This is a genomic window from uncultured Thiothrix sp. (assembly GCF_937873765.1).
Lineage (GTDB): Bacteria > Pseudomonadota > Gammaproteobacteria > Thiotrichales > Thiotrichaceae > Thiolinea.
Genome location: NZ_CALMZC010000065.1, coordinates 1 through 24,071, shown reverse-complemented (window position 1 = coordinate 24,071; position 24,071 = coordinate 1). Strand labels below are relative to the sequence as shown.

The 24,071-nt window shown below is 45.2% G+C and carries 14 protein-coding genes; 7 read left to right on the top strand and 7 right to left on the bottom strand.

Going from position 1 to position 24,071, the window contains the following annotated elements:
• Position 1 precedes the first annotated feature (1 nt).
• The 7 genes from Q0307_RS18465 to bioH all read right to left on the bottom strand — a co-directional run bounded on the left by Q0307_RS18465 (position 2) and on the right by bioH (position 5,483).
• Complete coding sequence (locus Q0307_RS18465) at positions 2-307, bottom strand: virulence factor (RefSeq protein WP_298662740.1); 306 nt, start codon at positions 305-307, stop codon at positions 2-4.
• Between the two features lie 5 nt (positions 308-312).
• Positions 313-915: a DUF1638 domain-containing protein gene (locus Q0307_RS18460; protein ID WP_298662738.1), complete on the bottom strand. Its 603-nt coding sequence runs from the start codon at positions 913-915 to the stop codon at positions 313-315.
• 11 nt (positions 916-926) lie between these two features.
• Entirely contained in the window at positions 927-1,628 is a 702-nt protein-coding gene (locus Q0307_RS18455) for a corrinoid protein (RefSeq protein ID WP_298662736.1), read from the bottom strand.
• A 12-nt stretch (positions 1,629-1,640) separates the two neighbouring features.
• Positions 1,641-3,179, bottom strand: coding sequence for a trimethylamine methyltransferase family protein (locus Q0307_RS18450; RefSeq protein WP_298662734.1), 1,539 nt, complete (start codon positions 3,177-3,179; stop codon positions 1,641-1,643).
• Between the two features lie 123 nt (positions 3,180-3,302).
• Entirely contained in the window at positions 3,303-3,686 is a 384-nt protein-coding gene (locus Q0307_RS18445) for a polyhydroxyalkanoate granule-associated phasin (RefSeq protein WP_298662732.1), read from the bottom strand.
• Positions 3,687-3,862: 176 nt separating this feature from the next.
• Positions 3,863-4,735 (bottom strand): malonyl-ACP O-methyltransferase BioC, encoded by an 873-nt coding sequence (bioC, locus tag Q0307_RS18440; protein ID WP_298662730.1) that lies wholly within the window; start codon positions 4,733-4,735, stop codon positions 3,863-3,865.
• Complete coding sequence (gene bioH / locus Q0307_RS18435) at positions 4,725-5,483, bottom strand: pimeloyl-ACP methyl ester esterase BioH (RefSeq protein ID WP_298662728.1); 759 nt, start codon at positions 5,481-5,483, stop codon at positions 4,725-4,727. Before bioH ends, bioC begins: the two co-directional genes overlap by 11 nt.
• Before the next feature lie 62 nt (positions 5,484-5,545).
• Between bioH and plsY the strand changes: the two genes are divergently transcribed.
• From plsY to Q0307_RS18400, 7 genes are all read left to right on the top strand, one after another.
• Entirely contained in the window at positions 5,546-6,148 is a 603-nt protein-coding gene (gene plsY / locus Q0307_RS18430; protein ID WP_298662726.1) for a glycerol-3-phosphate 1-O-acyltransferase PlsY, read from the top strand.
• A 14-nt stretch (positions 6,149-6,162) separates the two neighbouring features.
• Positions 6,163-6,858: a metal-dependent hydrolase gene (locus tag Q0307_RS18425; RefSeq protein WP_298662724.1), complete on the top strand. Its 696-nt coding sequence runs from the start codon at positions 6,163-6,165 to the stop codon at positions 6,856-6,858.
• 138 nt (positions 6,859-6,996) lie between these two features.
• Positions 6,997-7,521, top strand: a complete 525-nt coding sequence (locus tag Q0307_RS18420) for a hypothetical protein (RefSeq protein WP_298662722.1) — start codon at positions 6,997-6,999, stop codon at positions 7,519-7,521.
• A 60-nt stretch (positions 7,522-7,581) separates the two neighbouring features.
• Complete coding sequence (locus Q0307_RS18415) at positions 7,582-10,554, top strand: hypothetical protein (protein ID WP_298662721.1); 2,973 nt, start codon at positions 7,582-7,584, stop codon at positions 10,552-10,554.
• Between the two features lie 146 nt (positions 10,555-10,700).
• A complete protein-coding gene (locus Q0307_RS18410; protein ID WP_298662719.1) occupies positions 10,701-16,898 on the top strand; it encodes an OmpA family protein in 6,198 nt (2,065 codons plus the stop codon).
• A complete protein-coding gene (locus Q0307_RS18405; RefSeq protein ID WP_298662717.1) occupies positions 16,876-19,509 on the top strand; it encodes a hypothetical protein in 2,634 nt (877 codons plus the stop codon). Before Q0307_RS18410 ends, Q0307_RS18405 begins: the two co-directional genes overlap by 23 nt.
• 167 nt (positions 19,510-19,676) lie before the next feature.
• The coding region (locus Q0307_RS18400) for a right-handed parallel beta-helix repeat-containing protein (RefSeq protein ID WP_298662715.1) at positions 19,677-24,071 on the top strand (4,395 nt) is incomplete at its 3' end.

Genomic DNA, 24,071 nt, shown 5'->3' with positions numbered 1-24,071 from the left:
CTCAAGCAGCGATTAAGCCACCATTGCGTATGACTTGTTCTAAAACCTCTGTGGGGAATTGCGCTTCTAATAAAGAGACTTCTTGACGAGCCGCCTTATCCAGATCATCACCAACATCTACCTCGCTAGTGATTCGATGCCATTCAGCCACATAATCATCTGTACCTGCTTTGCCGGCACGAATCGCCGCTTTATCAATCGCCTCTTGAAATTTTTCACTCAACAGTGCTTTGCCTTTCAAGCGGCCTCTTTTCAAAATAACTTGAGAAGGAATATCACGCCAGTACACGATCACACGTTCTGCCATTGTTATCACCTTTGCGCAATGCGCGCTAATTCTGTGGCTAACTCACCATAGCCGGTAGGAACCAGCTTAAATTCTAAGCGCAAAAACTCGGCGGCTGCTTGTGCTTTAGCCAGCAGCTCAGGATTCGAGGTTTGAGCCAAATACACAAGACGTTTATAGTGATTGAAATACAAGGGCATTAACTCGGGGTGCTTATCGAGCTGCATCCCCTTAATCACTAGACGCTCAAAATGTCTGGCAAGAAAATCAGTTAAATAAAAACTACCTAACTCAGCTTCTGCTAACTCAGCAAATGACTGTTGACCTGCGAAGGTGGCATAACAATGTGCGCCGGGTAAACGTTCGACACCCTCTTCTGCAAGTACACGATCTAACAAACCACCCGTACCACAATCTGCATAAGCAACAAAGATTTGCGAAAATTGGGGACGATAACGGCGAATATTGGCTCTGACACGCTCAGGAATACGCTCAGGGCGATTATGTAAGTCAGCTTCAAGGCAGTTTATTTTGAGATGTTCCCAGCCATTGATTAACTTAAGCTGTTGAATCTCTCGGGCTAAGGCACCACAAGCCAGTACTAAGACTGGCTCTACTTGAGCTGACATATTTTATTAACTTAAGCAGCTTGGCGTTGTTGAACCATGCTTAAACCAGTGCTAGAAGCTGCGGCTGCATCACGACAATAAGCATCCGCACCGACCGCTTTACCAAACTCTTCATTCAGTGGAGCACCGCCAACTAACACAATGTAGTCATCACGAATACCTTTCTCGACCATCGCATCAATCACTACTTTCATATAAGGCATCGTGGTGGTTAAGAGCGCAGACATACCGAGGATATCGGGTTTATGCTCTTCTAAAGCCGCTAAGTATTCATCAACTGAGTTATTGATGCCTAAGTCGATGACTTCAAAGCCCGCACCTTCCATCATCATCGTGACGAGGTTTTTGCCAATATCATGGATATCGCCTTTTACTGTGCCAATGACCATCTTGCCAATAGGTTTAGCACCAGTTTCAGCTAAGAGGGGACGCAGGATTGCCATCCCGCCTTTCATTGCATTGGCCGCCAACAGCACTTCTGGTACGAATAAAATACCATCCCGGAAATCCACCCCAACAATTCGCATCCCCTCTACCAATGCTTCAGACAAGACTTTGTCCGCAGCCCAGCCACGCTCAAGGAGAATATTGACACCTTCCTCGATTTCTTCTTTCAAACCGTCATACAGATCATCATGCATTTGTGCGACTAACTCTTCGTCATCTAACTCCGAAAGAATCAGTTCATCCCCATCATCATACTCTTCAGCCATAACCGGTGTTCCTTAATAATCTTTATCGGGAAATTCAGCTTTACGCTTAGCCATAAACTCAAGCAAAGCCTCATCAATCGCTTGATCCATCGGTGGAAGTTCATACTCAGCCAACACACGCTTAAACAAAGTATTCGCACGCTGTGCCATATCTTGCTCCCCCTCTTCGCTCCACTGCTCAAAACTATTGTTATCTGCGAGTGTAGACCGATAGAAAGCGGTTTCAAAATTACGCTGAGTATGTGCGGCGCCAAGGAAATGTTTACCAGGTCCCACTTCACGGAAGGCATCCAGTGCTTGACCATTCTCGCTCATATCCACACCACCTAGCAGCACCGACATCATATTCGCTTGGTCAACATCCATCATGAACTTTTCATAGCCCATGACTAAACCGCCTTCTAACCAACCCGCTGTATGTAGCATGAAATTCACACCGGCTAAGGCGGCTGTTTGTAAGGTATTTGCGGCTTCATAGGCGGCTTGTGCATCTGGTAACTTTGAAGCACATAAGCCACCACCACTCCGGAAAGGCACACCTAAACGCCGCGCTAGAGCCGCTACAGTATACATCACTAAGCTAGGCTCTGGCCCACCAAAGGTAGGCGCACCCGATTGCATGGATACCGCACTCGAGAAAGTTCCAAACACGACCGGCGCACCAGAACGTACCAATTGTGCAAAGGCCATGCCTGCTAGAGCTTCCGCTAGGATCTGGGTAGCTGTACCTGCTACAGTCACAGGAGACATCGCGCCAGAAAGAATAAAAGGAGAGATGACTGTGGCTTGCATATTACGCGCATAGACTTTCAAAGCACCTAACATGGTGTCATCGTAGGTCATCGGTGAATTAGCGTTGATTAGGCTAGTGGTAACACAATTATTGGTGGCGAACTCTTCACCAAACACAATCTTCGCCATATCCACGGTGTCTTGGGCACGTGAATAGTGGGTTACAGAACCCATGAACGGCTTATCACTGTATTTGAGATGGCTATAGATCATGTCGAAATGCCGCTTATTCACCGGCAAATCGACAGGCTCGCACACCGTACCCCCAGAATGATGCAGGCCAGGACTCATATAAGCGAGCTTGACGAAATTGCGAAAGTCTTCAATGGAGGCGTAACGGCGACCTTTGTCTAAGTCACGCACAAACGGTGAACCATAGGCGGGCACTAAGACGGTACGCTTACCACCGATAATAGTGCTACGCTCTGGATTACGTGCATGCTGGGTAAATTCTTTGGGAGCAGTGGCTTGAATTAGTGTTCGGCACATACCCCGTGGAAAGCGCACTCGCTCCCCTTGAATATCTGCACCTGCACTTTTCAGCAGACTAATTGCTTCTGGGTCATCACGGAAATCAATGCCGATTTCTTCAAGGATGGTATCTGCATTGTGCTCAATCAGCTCCAAACTTTCTTCGCTGAGGACTTCGAAATAAGGAATGCGCCGTTCAATGAAGGCTGCTTGTTTGGTCTGAGAAACTTGGCGTGCTGCTCGTTTACTGTCGCGGCCACCACCTCGCCGTGCTTGCCTTTCGCTCATGTTCAGTACCACCTGACATACTGTTAATGTCTGGCATATTAAATATCGTTGACTGAACAGTCAATCAATAAAAGCAATCACTTCAAGTAACTGCTTTTAGTAGACGAGCAGTTGCTACAAAACTTACAGAATACCGGTCTTATTTAAGCGTTTTGCATTAGAAACAGCTCGTTTGTGCACTGGCTTAAGAGCACTCGTTAGAATCTGCGTAGCGGCTTGCTCTAATTGCTCGACTGGATTTTTGGAAGAACCTTGTGCTGCCCAAGGAAACCAAAAAGAAAAGAACAAGCGCTGATTAATTTGCAAGCTTTGCAGCATCATTGCATTCCAAGACTCATAGAAAGCCTCAACTTTCTCCGCTCCCATCTGATAAAACTCTCGTTGATCACGGGCAGAAGGGTTAGCACCCGCCAACGCCATGCGGGTTAAACGGTGTGCAATGACTTGTGGTGCAGCATAGGCGACTTCGCTTGCTAAAGTCGGTAAAGATTTGGAAGGGTTTGCCATCGTTTTTCTCCTAGAAAAACTCTAAATTGTTGCAGTGCAGCAAATATAACATAAAGCCCTTCCAAATAGATACAATTATCCAGCTAAGCTCAGCTAACTGAGTGTTTAGCTTATTATTTAGCCTAAATAAATCTGCAAAAATTAAGTTCAACTCCTATTAGATAAGAGCCAATGACTCACCGAACTTGAATCGGGATAAAACGCTCCGGCTTAGCACTAGGCCTAATCCGTGGCGCCCAAGCATGTCCAAAAATCACTTCATACGTTGCAGGATAAGTTTCATCAGCTAAACGATAATGCTCATAGGCTTGATAAAATCCCTGCAAGCGTTGTTTACCCGTTAAGCCGCGATTACGGCCTAAGGTTGCATTATTCGCACCGATTGTTTTTAAGTCCTGCAATAAGTTTCTCACGGCTGGATAAGTCACCGTTATCACCTCCCGATCCATCACCGGATCACGAAAACCAGCAGCAAGTAAAGCATCTCCCACATCATGCATATCCACAAAGCGACTCGTGTGGGTATAACCATCCACCTGTCCCCAGCTATTACGCAGCTCGTACAAAGTATCTGGCCCAAAAGTAGTAAAAATGAATAAGCCTTCTGGCCGCAATACCCGCACGCATTCTTGGAATACCGCGCCTAAATCATTACACCATTGTAACATCAGGTTAGAAATGAGGAGATCCGCGCAATTCTCTTGCAACGGCATCTGTTGTACATCTGCACATAGGCCATTGAGCCTAAAGTTATTAGCTTGACGCTTAGTTTCTTCCACCATACCTAAAGCGAGATCAAGACTCACTACTTCAGCTTGTGGATAACGGCTTAGCAGTTGTTTACTGATCGCGCCCGTTCCGCAGCCTAAATCCACCACACGTTTAGGTTGTAAACGCACATAGTCCAAACGCTCCATTAGACGATTGCCAATTTCACGTTGGATAAAAGCTGCTTGATCATAAGTTTTCGCCGCACGATCAAAACTCGAGCGAGTTTTAAACGGATCAAGGTAATGGGCTAGCTCAGCGGGAACAGTCTTAGAGACCATGAATAAAATTTTCCACGATTATCATAAATTCATCAGAATGTGTCACAAAAGGTACATGCGCCGCTTTAGGCATGACTTGCACTTCACCATAACGCAAAGCTTGCAAACCTGCTGCCAAACTAACAGGAATTAATTTATCTAAGCGTCCTAAAACCCACAAACAAGGCTGTTGAATAGAGTGTTGCCGGCAATCTGCGGTACGCAAAATCTCCAAGCCATCTTTGAGCGCGCCCAAACTCGCTGGATATTGTAAAATTTGATCGCGTAAATTATGTAAAGCTGTTGGATCGCTACGCACACCCATAAACTGTAAGGCAAAAAAGCGCCTTACTGTCGCTGTATAATCCTGAGCTAAACTATCCGCAAAGCTTTGCAGCACTTCAGCGCTGAGTGCATAAGGCCAATCTGGGGAGAGGACAAACCTCGGAGTACTAGCAACCAGAATTAAACCCGCTACTTGCTCTGGCAAACGTTGCGCTACAGCCTGCGCAATCAGCCCCCCTAAAGACCAGCCCATGACAATTGCATTATCTGGGATATGCGGAATTAGTTGTTCCACTACTGTTTCGAGACTCGCTGATTTAAGCTCAGCACTGCGCCCATGCCCCGGCAAATCAACCCAAGTCACTTGAGCTTGTTGAGTCAGGCGTTCCCGAATCGGTTGCCAAACGATCTGATTCATTCCCCAGCCATGCAAAGCGACGAGTGGGCGGCCTTGGCCTTCAGTAATGGTAAAAAGCTGCGACAATTCTGTTCCTTTCACGCTATCATGTTGGCGCATTCTAACAAGCAATACGGGATCACGCTGCTATGTCCTATGCCCTGCTAGTTTTAGCTTATTTACTGGGTTCGATTTCGACCGCAATTATTACCTGCAAAATAATGGGCTTACCTGACCCACGTACAGCAGGCTCGAATAACCCGGGCGCCACTAACGTTTTGCGCGTAGGGGGTAAAAAAGCTGCAGCCCTTACTCTAGCAGGCGATATGCTGAAAGGCTTAATTCCAGTACTCGTCGGACAAGCTTTAGGCCTGAGCTATGGCTGGCTCCTCTTAATCGGCTTTGCTGCATTTATGGGTCATTTATTGCCAATTTATTACAACTTCAAGGGTGGCAAAGGAGTAGCAACGGCCTTAGGTGTCTATTTTGGGATCCATTTTTGGGCAGGTGTGTGTGTTGCCTTAATTTGGTTATTTATAGCCAAAATTCTGAAAATTTCATCCCTCTCAGCACTAATCGCTACTTTATTAGCACCGCTTATTTTCTATTTATTTACCCATAGTGGCAGTTTAGCTTTAGGTTTAATTTTAATGACCGCTTTAATTTGGTGGCGGCATGAATCTAATATAAAAAACCTGTTAGCTGGCAAAGAAGGTACAATAAAAATGAAGAATCAAGACGATAATACTTAGTAATTTTTTACAACATGGCTAACTTTAATACGCATATTACTTGGGCTGCCGCAAGTTCGGGTTTGCTGTCGATTCTCTGTTTACAAGTCGGCTTAGTTGATCAACAAGATGCTCTGACTTTAGCACTAGTTGGGACAATTGGTGGCATATTACCGGATGTCGACTTACAACATGCTTATCCTAGTCGGATTATGTTTTCAATACTTGGGATTTTTGTTGCTTTTTTGATGGTCTTTTCAGTCAAAAATACCATGTCAATCAGTGAGTTATGGCTAGTTGGTATTGGAGCGTTTTTAGGCATTCGCTTTGTATTTTGGCAAGTCTTCCATAAATACACTACCCACCGTGGTTCTATTCACTCTTTGCTTGCTGCCTTATTTGCCACTTTTGCACTTACTGCCCTAAGCTATCATGTGCTCGGCAAGAATGATTTCACCTCTTGGTTAATTGGCTTATTTTTATTGCTTGGATTTCTTCTACATTTAATCTTAGATGAAATGTATAGTGTTGATTTTATGAACTATCGAATTAAGCGCTCGTTTGGAACTGCTTTAAAATTATTTGATAGCTCAAAACCCGCTAAGTCTTTGTTTCTTTTTGGAGTTACTTTTCTCGCTTGGTTTGCCACTCCCAGTGAACAGCGTTTCTGGGATACCTTCACAAGTCCACAAACCTACCAAATCATTGCTAGCCGCTTATTGCCTGAATAGTTACCGCTAATTCCATTTATCGGTTTTCTCCCCTCTTCTAGCTATATTTAGTTACACTTCTTTATCCTTGTTAGGATTAGACCACAATACCTGATTATAAAAATACATAACTATATAGTTGTTACGAGGGGTTCACTCATGTTTCCAAAAATTCACCTGTTCAAAAAGCGCGACTACGCGTATTTATTGGTAGCCGCATCGGTCATTGCAGGCGGTATTGCGATTGCGAATACACAAACCTCTAAAGCGCCTTTGCAAAACACCATGACTGCTTATGTTGTTAGCACTGACCAAGCAGGTAAAGAAGTTCTCGAGCCAGCGACCGAAGTGGAACCCGGACAAACGGTTGAATATCAACTGACTTATGAAAATACGGGCACTAACCCTTTAAAAGATTTAATTGTCACAGGCCCTGTGCCACGGGTAACAGCTTATATTGGTAAAAGTGCTTTTACTGAAGCCAAAGCAGCCTTACAGGTCAGTATCGACGGCGGTAAAACCTTCGAAAACGAACCCGTGAAACGCATGGTTAAAGATGCCCAAGGTAAGAAAGTTGAAAAAATTATCCCCCCAAGTGCCTATACCCACTTACGTTGGACTATGCAAGAACCTTTGAACGCAGGCGAAGTACAAAACTTTGCTTATCGCTCTACTGTTAAATAGCTATACCAACAAACCCTTAAGCGTCATTCATTAATAAAAACAAGCGAGAGTCAAAAGTATATGACCTTCAATAAAAGAAAACTAAGCCAAGTCTGTGCAGGTGCTTTATTGGCTGGTGGCCTAGTCGTCAGTATTGCCCCCGCTGTCGCGGCGACTGCTGCTGGCACATTGATTAAGAACTTAGCAACTGTTACTTATGAAGATAGTGCTGGGAATAAATACTCAGCTCAATCTAACGAAGCCGTAATTACTGTAAAACAAGTTTATAAAGCTGACCTGAGCAGCGATAGCACCAAAACGGCTGCTGCTGGCCAAATGACGTATATCCAACATACCTTAACCAACAATGGTAACGGTACTGACACTTATACTTTGACGGCTGCCAACGATATTGGCGATGATCTTACCTCTAGCTCAGTTAAAGTATATCGCGATGTGAATGGTAACGGCTTAGTAGATGCTGGCGAACCCGAAGTCACTAGCGTCACTTTAGCTGCAGGTGCAAGTGCTGAATTAGTCATTGCGGTAGCAGTACCTAGCAGTGCAACGACTGGCCAAGAATTGGGCGTTATCTTGACGGCTACTTCAGCCAATGGCGTTGTTACAGATGCTACTAATGCAACAGGTGGTGCTGACACCCTACAAGGTACGAACCAAGATGTGATCACTGTCTCTGGTGATGCAGTCCTGAACTACACTAAATCAGCGGTATTAAATGCTGCGACTAACCGTATTACTTATACTTTAACCATTACTAATACAGGTAATCGTGCCGCTACTGACGTCAATATCTATGACGCTATTCCAGTTGATAATAGCAATACACCTCTGACCTTAATTAGTACTTCTGCTTCTGGTTTATTACTTGCTAATGGTGATACCCTACCTGCAGCTACTCCTCTTAATGAAACAACTCTCGGTATCGACCTCAATAACGATAGCGACCAAACGGACACTGCTCTAGCAGGCATTAGTGCCATGGATGCTTCGATTGCACCGAATCAAACGGTGAGTGTCAGCATGGTCTTAGAATATGATCCAGCTACGTTCAACAACAACACAACCCCCGGTTCCGCAGGTGATATTATTAAGAATATTGCTTGGTTACAAGCGAACTTAGATGGCAATACAAGTACTACTGAAAATCCTATCCCATCTAATCCTACGCAAACCGTACTGCCGCAAAAATATGCTGTAGATGCGAACGATACCGATGAAAACTTAAATGATACTGTCAACGATGGTAAAGACGATGACGGTGACAACGATACTCAATACGTAACTCAAGCCCCAATTGGCTCAGCAGTACAATTCTTAGTTGATGTCACCAATAATGGCTCTGGTACTGATACCTTTGAACTATTAATTGCTAGAGGCGATTACCCTGTAGGTACTACCTTCACTATCTGGAATGAAGCCGGTACGGTACAAATTACTGACACGAATAATGAAGGTGGTGTCGATACAGGCCCACTAGCAGCAGGCGCTACTAAGACCTTTATGGTAAAAGCGCAATTACCATCCACCACTAGTGGTGATAATAGTGGCGCTGGCTTTACGGCTACTCTGACGGCTACCTCAGCTAATGACCCTTCTACTACTCCAGCTAGTAATACTACTAGCCTGAAATTAGGTGAAATTACCAGCTCCGGCGTGGATTTAACAGACAGTGCTGATGGCTCAACTATTGGCGTAGATATGGATGAGTTAGGTAGCTCTCCTTATACCATTAACAATGGCAACGATACTACCTCTACCACCAAAGGCTCACGCCCAACCTTCGATGCCACTGTGGGTAGCAAAGTTGAGATCCCATTCTATGTCGACAATGACTCTGGCTCTGCCGATGCTTTCAAACTCTATGCAGGTGGCAGTGACGGTACTAACTTAGGCGCTCTACCCACTGGCTGGACAGTAGCTTTCTATGCGACTGACGCCTCAGGTAATCGTACCGGTAGCCCCATCACTACGACTCCATCTTTACCAGCCGGTACTGCTGACCGCAAGTTTATCGCTGTCGTTAGTATCCCTGCTGATCCAGCTAATGCAGCCGCTGATTACGGTACAGTAGATACCAATGGCGATGGTGATGGCGATCAATTGATCACGATTAAAGTCTTGTCATCTGTCACGGGTGCAACTGACATTATGATGGATGCGATTGATGTAGCTCCATTACGTCAAGTTGCCTTAACACCTCCGGGTTCAGACCAAATCCAAGCGGGTGGTTCTGTCGATTATACCCATACCTTGGATAACACCGGTAACACTGAAGAAACCTTTGAATTAGCCGCTACTAACCCAGGTACTACACCGAACTGGAATAATAATCTGTTGGTTGATACCACAGGGGACGGCATTCCAGATAAGCCAACTAGCCAGTTAACCCCAACCGATAAAATTTACGGTACTGATAATACGGGTAATCCTGTGCAAGTTGTTTGGACCGATACGGATACAGATGGCAATCCTGAGGTAACTTTACCGCCTGGTGTTTCTATGCCGTTAACACCGGTTGTGTTTGCACCTAGCGATGCTGATCCCGGTGAAGTCAATACCTTGACGGTGACTGCAACCAACACTGACACTGCTGCAACCGCACCCGATGCTAGTGTTGAAGACATTTCTACCGTTATTTTAGGCCAAGTACGCTTAGTCAAAACAGTAGCTTATGACGCCGCTTGTGATGGTACTGCAGACGGTGCGTTTGCTGCGAATTTAGGTTCTAAAGTCGCTCCTGGCGAATGTGCGATTTGGCAGATTGTGGCGGAGAACCAAGGGGATGCTAATGCACTGAAAGTAGTCGTACGTGACAATGTTCCAACTTATACGACTTACCAAGCAAGCAGTCTGAAGTATGCTTTAGGCAACAGTAGCTTCGCAGCTCGTACTGATGTAGCAGGTGATGATAGTGCAGAACAAGTTAGCGGTACTATCTCCTTCTTCATAGGCCCAGACGCAACTGCTGCTGTAGGTGGCACTTTATTGCCTGGTCAAACTGCAACCGTTCAATTCAGTACTAAAGTTGATTAATTTTAGACCTGATTAACTGAAGCAAAAGACCAACTCCCTCTGCCTTTGGTAGGGGGAGTTTTATGAATAGAATGGCGCTGTGGTGATACCACAAACCACCACCTTGCAAGCACAAAAAATTAAAAAAATAACCAAGAGAGGCATGCATGTTACGCATTCTCAGCGCATTGATGCTCTTCATGCTCATGACGGTAGTATCTTATAGCCAAGCAGCCGCTACTGCTGCAGGCACCAAGATTACTAACCAAGCAGAAGCTTCATATTCGTACAAAACTAAAAATGGCACAGAGATTAAAGCAACTGCGCTTTCTAATGTGGCTACTCTAGTGGTTGCGCCCCTATTAAAGGTCGAGCAGAACCAAGATCAAACTCAGCCTGCGGTAGTAGGCAAGCCCGTTTCTTTCCCCCATAAAATTACTAATACGGGTAACCAGTCAGACTATTATCTGCTGAGCGTTGAAAACCTTACTGGTGATAATGGGGATTTAGAAAATCTCAAGATTTACTTGGATGAAAATGGTAACGGTCAAGTCGACCCCGGTGAACGCGAACTCACTAAGACCGACCTTTTAAAACCCGGCGAAAGCATCCAAGTGGTCGTGGTCGGTACAGTACCTAGCACTAGCCAGCCCGGCGACCAATTCACTATTAAACTAACCACAACCTCTACTAATGACCCAAGCGTCAAAGACAGTGATATTGACACGGTCAATATCAAACAAGGCGCAATCATTCAGCTAAATCAGACTGGCGATGTGGATTGCCAAGTGACTCAAGCCATTGGGGATCGTAGTTATCATGAAGTTAGTTTTACTAATAAAGGCTCTAGTCTTCCTGATGAACGTACTATCAATATAGAAGGCTTAGCTTACAAAGGCGTTTTGATTGAAGAAGCGATTAATCCTAATTACTTTAGCTTACTTAAACAACCAGCCTTCTTTGTGCAACCAACCCAAGGCATGCTGTTAGTAGCCAATGCTTTAGGCCAATGGAGTCTTTATAGTGCTTGGAATGGTAGCAGCGCAATCAGCAAGGTCGGAGTATTAATTCCCGCTAGCTATTTAGGGGTTAATAAAAGCGGTAAATTCGGCTATACCCTATCTGTTGCTAAATTACCTGCTGAGCAAACAGTCTTTAATCAGCAGGCTACTATTGATTTAAATGGGGACGGCACTCCTGACTTTCAAGGCAATACGGTGTGTAATACTTTAATAGCTGACCCAATTATTAAAGATCGTGATGGACAAGATGTTGAAGGCACTGTGTTTGACTCAGTGGCATTGTCAGGTGTAAGTAATGCTAAAATTGATTTAATTACAGTAGAGGATAATGTGGTTGTAAAAACCGTTTATACTGATAGTAACGGTAATTTTAAATTCACTGGATTGGAAGTGGGCGAATACTATATTAAAGTAACTCCACCCGCACCTTACACGGCTCCTTCTAGCCATCCGCCGAGTGAATATGCAAGCACTCAATATGATCAAGTCCGTCAAGCTTCTTATGGACTAGCCGGCTATCAGGGTAGTAGCGCCAACTCAGGGTTGATTGCTGTCATTGAATCATCTACAAGCTATACACTAGATATTCCAGTTGACCGCCCAACTACACCAACGACTGAAATTGCCATTCAAAAGCAAGCTTCCGTGAATGCTGTTTCAATAGGTGAATTGGTGGCCTATACAGTAAAGATTCGCAATACATCCAGTGAAGATCTCTACAACACCATTATTCGCGATCTCCTACCAGTTGGCTTTAAATATATTAATGGCACGGCCAAAGTCGATAGCAATTTCATTAATGACCCGCTATTGAGCACTAATGGAAAAACCAATCAATTAGAATTCCGTATCGGTAATTTCCCGGCAGGTAGTGAAATTACTCTGAGTTATATTACGCAAGCGACTGCAACCGCCGATAATGGTACTGGGATTAACACAGCTCAAGCGATTGGGTATAGCGCTACGAACACCTCGGTTTCCTCACCGATCGCCAGTGCGCAAGTACAGTTGAAAAAGACCGGCGTGCTCTCAAATCGTGCCATTCTATTTGGACGCTTAGCTTTAGCACAAGGCTGCCCGATTGGTACGCCTGAAGAACAAGCGAATGGCTATCCGATAGCCGGTGTACGCTTGTATATGGAGGATGGCACTTATGTAATCACTGACATCAATGGCCAATACAGCCTATATGGCTTACAACCGGGTGTACATGTGTTGAAGGTAGATCAACATACTGTACCAGAAGGCCTGCAATTCCAAGTCTTAGATGTGGCTCAAGCCGGTGATCCTGATAGTCGCTTTGTGGATCTAGTTCCCGGCGACTTCTATCGTGCTGACTTCACCGCAGCTTGCCCACAAGTGGAAACGCGCACTATCCAAGAATGTGCTGAACCAGTGAAAAAGCAAGTCCGAGAATGTACTCAAAAGCCCGTGGTAACTACCACAACTGAAATGGCAACGCGCACGGTGAAAAACCCAGTACAAGCGATTCACTTTGATTCGGGTAAAGCCGTAATTCCATCTGAGTATTTGGCGAAGCTCAACAAAATCGTACAAATGACTAAAGATAAACAAAATGTACGCTTCCAGTTCGTCGGTCATACTGATAATGAGCGCTTAAAACCTGCGACTAAAGCGCAATTTGGTACGAACCAAGGTTTATCTGAAGCTCGCGCTAAAGAAGTGGCTGATTATGTTCAACAAAACTTAGGTCAAGCGATCCAAGTGAATGTAGCGGGTCACGGTGAAACACAACCGATTGCTAGCAATGAAACACCCGAAGGCATGGCAAAAAATCGGCGCGTTGAACTCGTGATGACTTATGAAGAGCCTGTACAAAAACAAGTTCAACAGCAACAACTACAGCAAGACTGTAAAATTCGCGAAATTGCAGAGGAACGCTCCACGGGTTGTACCACTCGTACAGTAACAGTGGATAATCCAGCCATCAATGCTCTCCTTGCGAAAAACAAAACGACCGCTCAAGGCTGGAATAATGAAGTCCAAAGCCTTGATCCTGCCAATACCGAAAACTTACAGAACTTAGCGCGTTTTGCGGATAAGAATGGCGACATTTCCAATGGTTTGATGGAAGCGCATCGTCAACAAGTGAAGAATCAACAAGAAAACTTCGCCAGTGAACATGCCGCAGAAATCGAGCAACAAACCCAAGAACCAGCCATTCCTAATCCAAAAGAAGTGGTGAAAACCATCACCACTGAGCAGGGTAAAACGGGTACTTGGTTATGGCCTTTAGGTGACACTAGTTTAGATGGTCGCTTTATGGTGGTGATTCGCTCTGAAGTGGAACCCAGTCTACTGGTGAACGGTCAACCTGTATCCAACAGCCAACTTGGCGAGCAGATCGTTAACAAGAGTGCACAAGCACAAGTCTTAGCTTGGTATGGCGTAGATCTACAAGAAGGTATGAATGAGATTAAAGTCGTCGCTAAAGACGCCTTTGGTAATACACGTACCTTAGCAGAAAAAAGCGTGAAGCGTCCTTCTGCAGGGGTAGCTATCAAATTGAAAGTGGATGGCACACTGACCGCAGATAGTGGTCGCTCAACTGTTCCAGTGCAAATCGACATTCTGGACGTGAACAACTACCCCGCCAAAGGTACTTACTTCCTAACGCTAGAAGCCAGTGATGGCACTTGGGCAGAACCGGATATTCAGGACAAAGTAGCGGGTCATCAGGTGAAGGTCACCAGCGGTACTCGTACTGTCCATCTGCGTAGCTCAGGGACTAGCGGTGAAATCAAACTGCGTGTCTCTACCGGCACACTGCAAAGCGAAACCGATGTCGCGCAAATCGCCGAAATGCGCCCACTGATTGCCGTTGGTTTACTGGATTTGCGTGCCCATACAGGCTATGCGAAAGGTTATAAAAGTTTAGGCCTAACGCAGCTCGATGATGCTGCCGAGGATACTGAATTTGATGGTCGCTCGGCCTTCTTCCTGAAAGGTAAAGTACGGGGCGATATGCACCTGACCGCTGCTTATGACAGTGCCAAGGACAAAGAAGCTGAGCTATTACGTGATATTAATCCGGATGAATACTATCGTGTCTATGGTGACTCCTCTTTACGTGGCTTCGAGGCACAAAGCCGTAGCAAGCTGTATGTGAAATTGGAGAAAGACCGCAATAGCGCCATGTGGGGTGATTATATTACCGATAATGATTCAAGTAGCGCTGATATTGCACGGATTTCACGTACCCTGACTGGCTTCAACGGCATCTATGACAACGGTAAAACTCGTCTACAAATGTTTGCCGCCCAGCAAGATAATCTACGAGGCTATGAAGAGATTCCGGGTAATGGCACGGCAATGCATTATCAGTTGCAAGGCCATCCGATTGTGCGTAACTCAGATATTGTCGAAATCATTACCCGTGATCGCGGCAATATCGGTCTGATTACCAAAACTGAGAAACTCGAACGCTTCCGTGATTACTCGATTGATGAAGTGACTGGCTATATCACTTTCCATAAAGTCATTCCGACTTTGGATGATGAGTTAAATCCAGTTGCTATTCGCATTACCTATGATCGTGTTGAGCAAGGTGATGATTATCTAGTGGCGGGCGTGCGCTTAATGCATCGCTTTACGGATGAGTTCAGTGCAGGCGCAAGTTATACCAAGGACGAGCATGCTACTGAAGGCTACGATGTTAGTGGCGTATTTGCTCAGTACAAAACGGCTGATACTGAAATCCAAGCAGGTATTTCTAAAATGAACCATGCCGATGGTAGTGAAGGTGGTACAGCAGTACGTCTACAAGCCAGTAAGAAATGGGATGAAACCTCTCGGACTCAGTTCACCGCCGTGCAGGCAGATGCGGGTTATACCAACTCTACAGGGGGTGTGACGGCTGATCGACGCGAACTGAAACTGACCCATGAGCAAAAATTAGCTACTAATTTAGAAGGCAAAGCTGAGCTAACTCATAGTGAGTCTTTAAGCACTGAAGACCAACGTCAAACTGCGGAATTAAGCGCGACCACTAAGATCGATGAGTGGAAACTGAAAGGCGGGGTACGTCATATCCGTCAATCGGATACGAATGGTCAGGAAAATATCAACACAGCCATTGTGGGGGTCGAGCGTAATATTAAGGTATTCGAACGCGATGGTAGCGTGAAAGCTGAATACGAGCGTGAAATTGGCGGTGATTCAGATCGCCAACGTGCGAGCATCGGCGCTGAGCTTGAAGTGAATGATAAAACTAAAGCGTATATCCGTTACGAACAAGCTGATCGCTTATCCAGTGGTACTTTAGCTGGTGCAGTCGATACCAGTAATAACTTAGTAGCTGGGGTCAAAACCCAAGTATTGCCTTCAACTGAGCTTTACTCTGAATATCGCATTGAAGGTGATATCAGCGGTGAAGATGTGGTGGCGGTGAATGGTGCAAAGGCGACTTTTGATCTAGAGAAAAATCTGGTTGTTACTCCGGGCATTGAATTCATGAATTATGATGACAACTCCGAAAAGAGTGACAGTATCGCCGCCTCGGTAGGCTTAAGTGATACCCGCGACCCGGATGCGAAGAAGTTGCTGCGCTTAGAGACACGCCATAGCGATGATGAAGACTACTATGGTTTAAGTGGTACTTATGTGCAAAAGCTGAATGAGACCACCACAGTGATGGCGCAAGACGATCTACGCCTACAAAAATATGCTGATGGTCGTGAAGATGCGCTGCAAAACACCCTGACTTTAGCGGCAGCGCATCGTCCGGCCGGCTCTGATGACTATAATGCACTCTATGCCTATAAGTGGGATAAGAATGACACGGACAATACCAATACACATATTCTGTCTACTCAGCAGCATTATCGTGTCAATGAGGATGTCGATGTTTCTGGACGCTTAGGTGCTAAACATCAGACCCTAAAAAGCGAGGCGGGTGATAGCAGTTCAAATGCAGTGTTAGCCGATGGCCGGGTCATTTGGGAGTTCAATGATCGTTTCAGTTTCGATGCACACGGGGGTGTATTGAATAGTGATTCGAATACTGCTTACTCCTTAGGTGCTGGCATCGCATTTAATGTGATTGACAATGTACGCTTAGGTGCAGGCTACAACTTCCTCGGCTTTAATGATAGCGACTTAGACTCGGAAGGCTTCAATGTCCAAGGCGGCTATGTTGGCTTACAGATGAAAGCGGATGAAGCCTTATTTGGCTGGTTAACTGGCGAAAAACCGGATTGCGCCCCGCGCTATATGGCAGGTCGTGATCAATTAAGCGAACCAGCCAAACGTGCTGAAGATGATTGCAACAACAATAATAATGAAAAGAAGGCTGCGAATCATGAGCAACAACCCACTGAATAACCTGAGTCGTTTGATTCTGCTGCTGGTCATGAGCTTAGTGCTCATGCCTTTGCAGACCTGGGCACTGACTGCAGCGAATACGATGATTCGCAACCAAGCCAGCGCCACCTTTAAGGATGAAGCTGGTACGGCTTACAGTGTGACCTCTAATATGGTGGAAACACTGGTGCAACAAGTCGCTGGTTTAGAATTAGTGCAAACGCAAACTAAGCTTGCTAGCAGTGGAGCTACTGTCGACTTCCCGCATGTGGTGACTAACACTGGGAATGGCGATGATAGTTTCACGTTAGCTTCGGCTGAAATCACCGGTGATAGCTTCGATTTCACTACAGTGAAATTCTATGCGGATGCGAATCAAGATGGTCAAGCGGATGATTTCAGCAGCCCGATTACGCAAACGCCGCTGTTGAAATCGGGAGAAAGCTTTTCGTTTGTAGCCATTGCGGATGTACCGGCTGGCTTAAGTGATGCAGCAACCGGCAAATACACTTTGACCGCAGCCAGCGCTTTCACACCCGCCACGCAAAAAACCAATGTTGACACGGCTGAAGTCAATACGAGCGCGGTTATAGATGTGACTAAATCGATGAGCGCTACGCAAGGTATGGCGGGCAGTGGTAATTACACGGTGACTTTGCGCTATCATAATACCAGTGCACTGGATGCCAGCAATGTCACTTTGCTTGATGCCCTGCCCACTGGGATGACTTATGTAACTAATAGTGCGCGTTGGAGTGAATCTGGCTCGACAATACTGAGTGATGCTAATCCAAGTGATGCTCAGGGCGCTGTACAAACTATCAGCTATTGTGCCTATGACAGTAGTTGTACCGGTGTGCCAGAAGCAGCTCAAGATGCAGACACGAATAGCACTAATCAAGTCACTGCGATTATTAGTCAAGTAGAAGCGGGTGTGACCGGTGAGTTGCGTTTTGAAGTGAAAATTGCGGCGAACGTACCAGCCTCTGTCCTAACTAATACTGCTGAGTACTTATTCAATGATGGCAGCACGACGACACCTAGCTTTAATACCAACTCCGTCAAGTTTGAAGTCTTACAAGATGTCGGAGTCGTAACGAATGGCAGCGTCTCTAATAGCACCGATGGCACGAGTGAACCGATTCTAGTAGCCAGCATTCCTCAAGGTGGTACTGCTGTTTTCAAAGACTATGTGTGGAATAAAGGTAATGGCGTTGATAGCTTCGATTTAAGCTTGAGCAATAGTAACTTCCCTGTAGGTACTGTACTACATCTGTTCCAAGCGGATGGCAATACCCCACTGTTGGATACCAATGGCAATGGCATTCCAGATACTGGTAATTTAGACTCAAACACTAATGCTTTAATTGTGATTAAAGCGACTTTACCAGCCAGTGTGAGTGGTGGCACGCCATATTCAGTCACCTTAAATGCTAGTTCCTTTAAGGATAATAGCCAAACTAACCCAGCGATTAATACCTTAAACGGGATTGGCGTTAGTGCCGTGGACTTAACCAACAATGCTAGCTTAGGCCAATCCGGCGTTTTAGGTGTGGGTGCAGGCCCAGAGGCAGCGGCTGTCAGTACCAATACTGCTATGCCCGGCACCAAAACTCAGTTTGTATTATATGTGAATAATGCCAGTACTGTGGCTGATAGCTTCAACCTACAAACTAGTACGGATAGCAGCTTTGCGAGTATTGCGCTCCCTGCAGGTTGGGCAGTGCGCTTCTTAGATGAGCAAGGCAAAGCCATTACTAATACCGGACCGATTGCAGCCGGTACCAACAAACGGATTTTTGCTGAAGTTTCAGTCCCTGCTAAAGCCAGCAATAGCATCGTTGATTTGTACTTTCGGATACTTTCACCCACGACTGGTGCGAGTGACATCAAGCATGATGCTGTTGCCGTGGGTGCGGTCGCGGATCTAGTTTTATATCCTGATCATACTGGGCAAATCCTGCCCGGTGGTTCGATTGTCTACTCGCATTGGTTGAGCAATCAAGGCAATGTGGATAAAGCCAATATCAGCCTCACTACCAGTGATGAACAAGAGGGTTGGACTTCCCTACTCTATGCTGATACGGATGGAAATGGGGTGTTAAGTGGTGGCGATCAACGCTTGACTACCCTTGCAAATTTAGCAGTTAGCGAGACAGTTCTGCTCTTCACTAAAGTCTTAGCTACCTCTGATATTCAATTGGGCTTAGCCAATATTACCACTGTCAAAGCGACTTGGGATGGCGGTGCCTCCAGTACTCAGGCGATTGATGTTACCACTACGAATAGCTCAGATGTTTCCATTCGTAAACAACAAGCTTTAGATAGTAACTGCGATGGCACGCCAGAAACTAGCTTTACCCATGATTTATTTACGGCTGAACCCAAGCAATGTGTGATTTATCAGTTGATCGCGACGAATACCGGCGCTGAGGAGGTACGGAATGTGCGTATTCAAGATGCGGCTCCTGCTTACACTAGCTTTAATATCACAGGCGGTCTACCGATAGTCAGTCAGGGCAGTATTGCCACACCGATTAGCCAAGGTGGTACTGGACAGATTATTGGTAATATGGGTAATCTGGCAGCGGGTACTCAAGCAAGCTTAACTTTTGGAATTAAGGTTGAGTAAATAGAATATACCCTATCCTGATAGTAAAACTAGAGATTGTGCACCCAAATAAAAAATATCGTTACTTTCTACGAACGAAATCAATAACTATTTACTAGTTAGTATGAAGTAAAGGATAATAAATTTCTTGGGTGCACAGTTAATAATAAAAATAGAGATTTTATATAATGCCTTCCTGTTGGAAAAAAACCACTTTTCTATTTGTGAGTCTCTTATTTTTATTTAACTCGTCAGCTTTCGCTTTAACTTGCAACCCTATCTATGCTTCTAAATACAATACCAGTACCAGTGCATTCTCTCCACAACTGTACACACTAACCAATAATGTGGCTACCCTTGCAGGAACAGCCACACAAAATCTAGCAGCTATTTCACAAGCAACCGATACCAATATTTACTTCGATAATGGTGCTAATACGATTATTCGGAAATATACGGGTAGTGCCACTTCAAACCTAGGTACTAACTGGCTGAGTTGGACGGCATCGAGTGGACCGGGTGGCGCCTCTGATGGGAATAGCTATTATGTGGGTGCCAATTATCATTTATATCAAGTCACGACTGCAGGTGTTATTACTGATAAGGGTGCATTAGTCCCTACGAGTGGGGATACTATCTATAGTAGTTTAAAAGCAGGCGATGTAACTGCAGATAATAATGGCCGTCTCTATTGGTACGCATCGGTTAATGGTACTGGAGTTAGTCATTTATATCGTATTGATATAAATACCTTGAAGGCTACTAATCTTGGTAATTACGGCCCTAATGCAGCTTCTGGGGCTGCTTTTAACAATGCAGGTGCTCTAATCTCTACATCTGGTTCACCAAGTTCGGTTTATGCGATGGATTTAGGAGCCAACAGTTCTACCAACTTAGGGACAGTCACTGGTTTTGCTGCAAATGAATTGGTCTATGATCTAGCCTCTTGTAATCTACCCACACTAGACCCTAATCTTGCCATTACCAAGACCGTAGTTAATATCACCACCAGTCAATCTCCTGCTACCTTGGCCATAGCCAATGATGTTTTAGAGTACACGATTACCGTGACTAACAACGGTAATTTAGCCGCAGATACTACCACCTTATCCGATACTATTCCTACCGGCACGACCTATGTGGCGGGTTCTACCACTTTGAATAGCGCAGCAGTCAGCGATGTTTCTGGAAAAATGCCCTATGACCCGACTGGAGCAGGCACACGTGAAATACATTCATCTGGACAAGCTGCTGGCATAGTCCAAGTGGGTGCAGCCAAGGCTGCAGTGGTTAAATTTAGGGTTAAGCTAAATGCCAGTGGCTTACCTGCCAGTGTTAGTAATACAGCGACCACTAACTATCCCAAAGTCACCGGGGGTGCTACTACCTTTGTGAATGTTACTTCTAATAGTTCTGATGTCAGTACTAGCAGCTTGCCCAAGTTAACAGGCGTGGTTTTTGAAGATGTCAACTACGGTGGTGGTGCAGGCCGTCCCTTCAGCACGGTGGGCGCAGTTGGTATAAGTAGCGCACGGGTTGAACTTTATGGTACAGCAGGTGCCTTTGTTAGCAGCACTACTACTGCCACGGATGGTTCTTATAGTTTTAATGCGCTCGCTGCTGGCAATTATTATGTACGCGTGGTCAATAACACCATCAAATCCACCAGAGCGGGTTCTAATGCCACTGAGCGAGGTGTTCAGACCTATCGTACTGATGGAACAACTGCGACCACCAATGAAGTGGGTGGACGCAATCCAGCCGTTGTTGATGCAACTTCCAACACCACGGGTGACACACTCAATACATCAACGTTTCTGCTTTCCGGCGGCGGGCAAGCCCAATCGGTTCAACCGATCACACTAGCTTCTAGTGATAGAACAGGCGTAGACTTCGGTTTCAACTTCGATACGATTGTAAACACGAATGACAGCGGGCAAGGTTCTCTACGCCAATTTATCCTCAATAGTAATCTGCTACAAAATACCGGTTTAGCACAAACCGGTTTAACTGTAGGTGTTGAAACCTCTATCTTTCAACTGACAGGTACTGCTCCATTTACTATTACGCCTATCGCTAGTTTGCCTGCTATCACAGATAGCTATACGGCTATTGATGCGACCACACAGTCTGGCACTAACTGTGCTACTAGTGGGCGTAATCTCGTAGTGCAATTAGATGGCACTACCTCAGGTGCGAACGCACAGGGTCTTACAGTCAATGCTGATCATACGCTCATTCGTGGTTTAGCCATTGGCAACTACACTGAATCAGGGATTTATGCCTCATCCACAGGTACTAATCTCACGGTACAGTGTAATAACCTTGGCTTAAAAGCCGATGGCACAACGATTGCGCCCAATACGTTCTACGGTTTATACAATAATGGTGGTGGTAGCTTAACAGTAGGTGGCAACTCCACGGCAACACGCAATATTATTTCAGGCAATGGTAAAGATGGGGTGCGCTTAAATAGCGTCAACATAGCTCTAATTCAGAATAACTATATTGGCACGAGTGGAGATGGATTAAGCCCTAAACCCAATAACCAAGAAGCTGCTGATTATGCAGGTATTATGCTAACAAGTAGTAACGCGAGTACGGCCAGTACAACTATTACTATGGTTGATAATGTGATTGCAGGCAACAACAAGACTAATACCGGTGTAAATGCGAATAACACTAGTAAAGGCATTAAGCTCGCTTACGCCAATTTTGTATCCATTCTGAATAACAAAATTGGAACTACCCCAGACGGTATGTCTGCACTAGCTAATTCTGGTTATGGGATTTATACGACTAATTCAAGTGATATTACCATTGGTGGCACGACTGCAGCGGAGCGCAATATTATTTCTGGTAATCAGCAAGATGGTATTAATACCCGCTTTGGTACTAATCGTATTACTATTTATGGCAACTATATCGGCCTTGGTAGTGATGGGGTGAAGGCCATTGGGAATGCAAATAATGGTATTTTCTTAGCAGATACAAGTAATGCTCTCATCGGCAATAGTAGTGCAACAGGACGCAATATTATCGGTAGCAATAGCTACAGCGGTATTCGCAACACCACCAGTAATGGTACTAAAATCGCAGATAACTACATCGGTACAGATGTCTCTGGCACCTTGGATCGGGGTAACACCTTACACGGTATCTATGTTAGTAATGCTAATAATGTGGTGGTAGGTGGCTCCACTAATAGTGATGCCAATTTAATCATCTATAACAAAGTAATTGGGGTTTTCACCGAGCGTATCTTAGCCTCTACCGCAAACACGAATACTTTAGTTGAAAATAACTACATAGGCCTTTTAAAAGATGGTGAAACAATTGCAGGCAATACTCAAGCAGGGATAGAAACTAAAAATAATACAGGTGTAACTGTCCGCAATAATACTATTTCTGGTAATAAAACGCGGGGCGTGCATGTGGTGAGTAGTCCCTCGACGACTATTACTAATAACCGTATTGGTACTAACGCGGCTGGAACCAGTGATAAAGGAAACTTGCAATATGGTATTGATATTAATACTGCAGCCGCTAACTTAACTATTAACGGCAATACCGTCTCAGGCAATGACATGGCTGGTATTCGCTTAATTAACGGGGATGCCACGGCTTCAGCCATTAATGACAACCGCATTGGGACTAATCTAAGTGGTACTGCCACTATCCCCAATACCCTTGATGGGATCATCGTTGATAATACCCCCAATGTCTTCATCGGCAGTAGTTCAGGTACTGCTAATACCATTTCAGGCAATACGCGTAATGGTATTTTAATCAACGGTGCGGCCAGTCAGTCTATTCAAGTTTTAGGTAATTTAATTGGTTTAAATAGTGCAGGCACTAGCGGTCTAGCTAATACTGGGGAAGGTATTTTAGTCCAAGCTAGTGCGAGTAATATTAATATCGGGGATGGAACCAGTACAGGGGCTAATAAAATTGCCTATAACGGTGGCAATGGTATTAGCCTTAGTGGAACGACCCCTAGTAATGTCACGATTAGCCGCAATAGTCTTTATGCAAATCAGGCCTTAGGCATTGATCTCGGTTTAGACCAAGTGAGTTTGGACGATACGAATGATGCTGATAGTGGCGCCAATAACTTATTAAACTTCCCTATCTTCAAATCCTCACAAATCATTGGTAGCAATCTGGTAGTGAGTGGTTGTGCGCCTGCTGGGGCAAAAATCGAATTGTTTGAAGCGGATGTATCACCAAGCTCTAGCACTGGACAACCTGCAGGCGCTAATCAAACCACATTGACCCAAGATTATGGTGAGGGTGAAGCTTATCTAACTAATTATACAGAAGGTGTAGGTGAAGATCCGGTTAGCTTTAGCTGTAGCAGTCTCGTTAATACTGATGGTAATAGCAGCACCGGTATGTCTGAGTTCCAATGGACATTGCCTTTACCCAGTAGCTTAGTGCTCGGTGATAAAATTACCGCCACTGCCACTCTTAGCGGAACAGGCACTTCTGAATTCTCAGCCATTACTACCCTTGCCAACCCAGCTTATGACTATGGCGATGCCCCTGCGACTTATGGCGTCCCCTCACATGAGATAGTCACG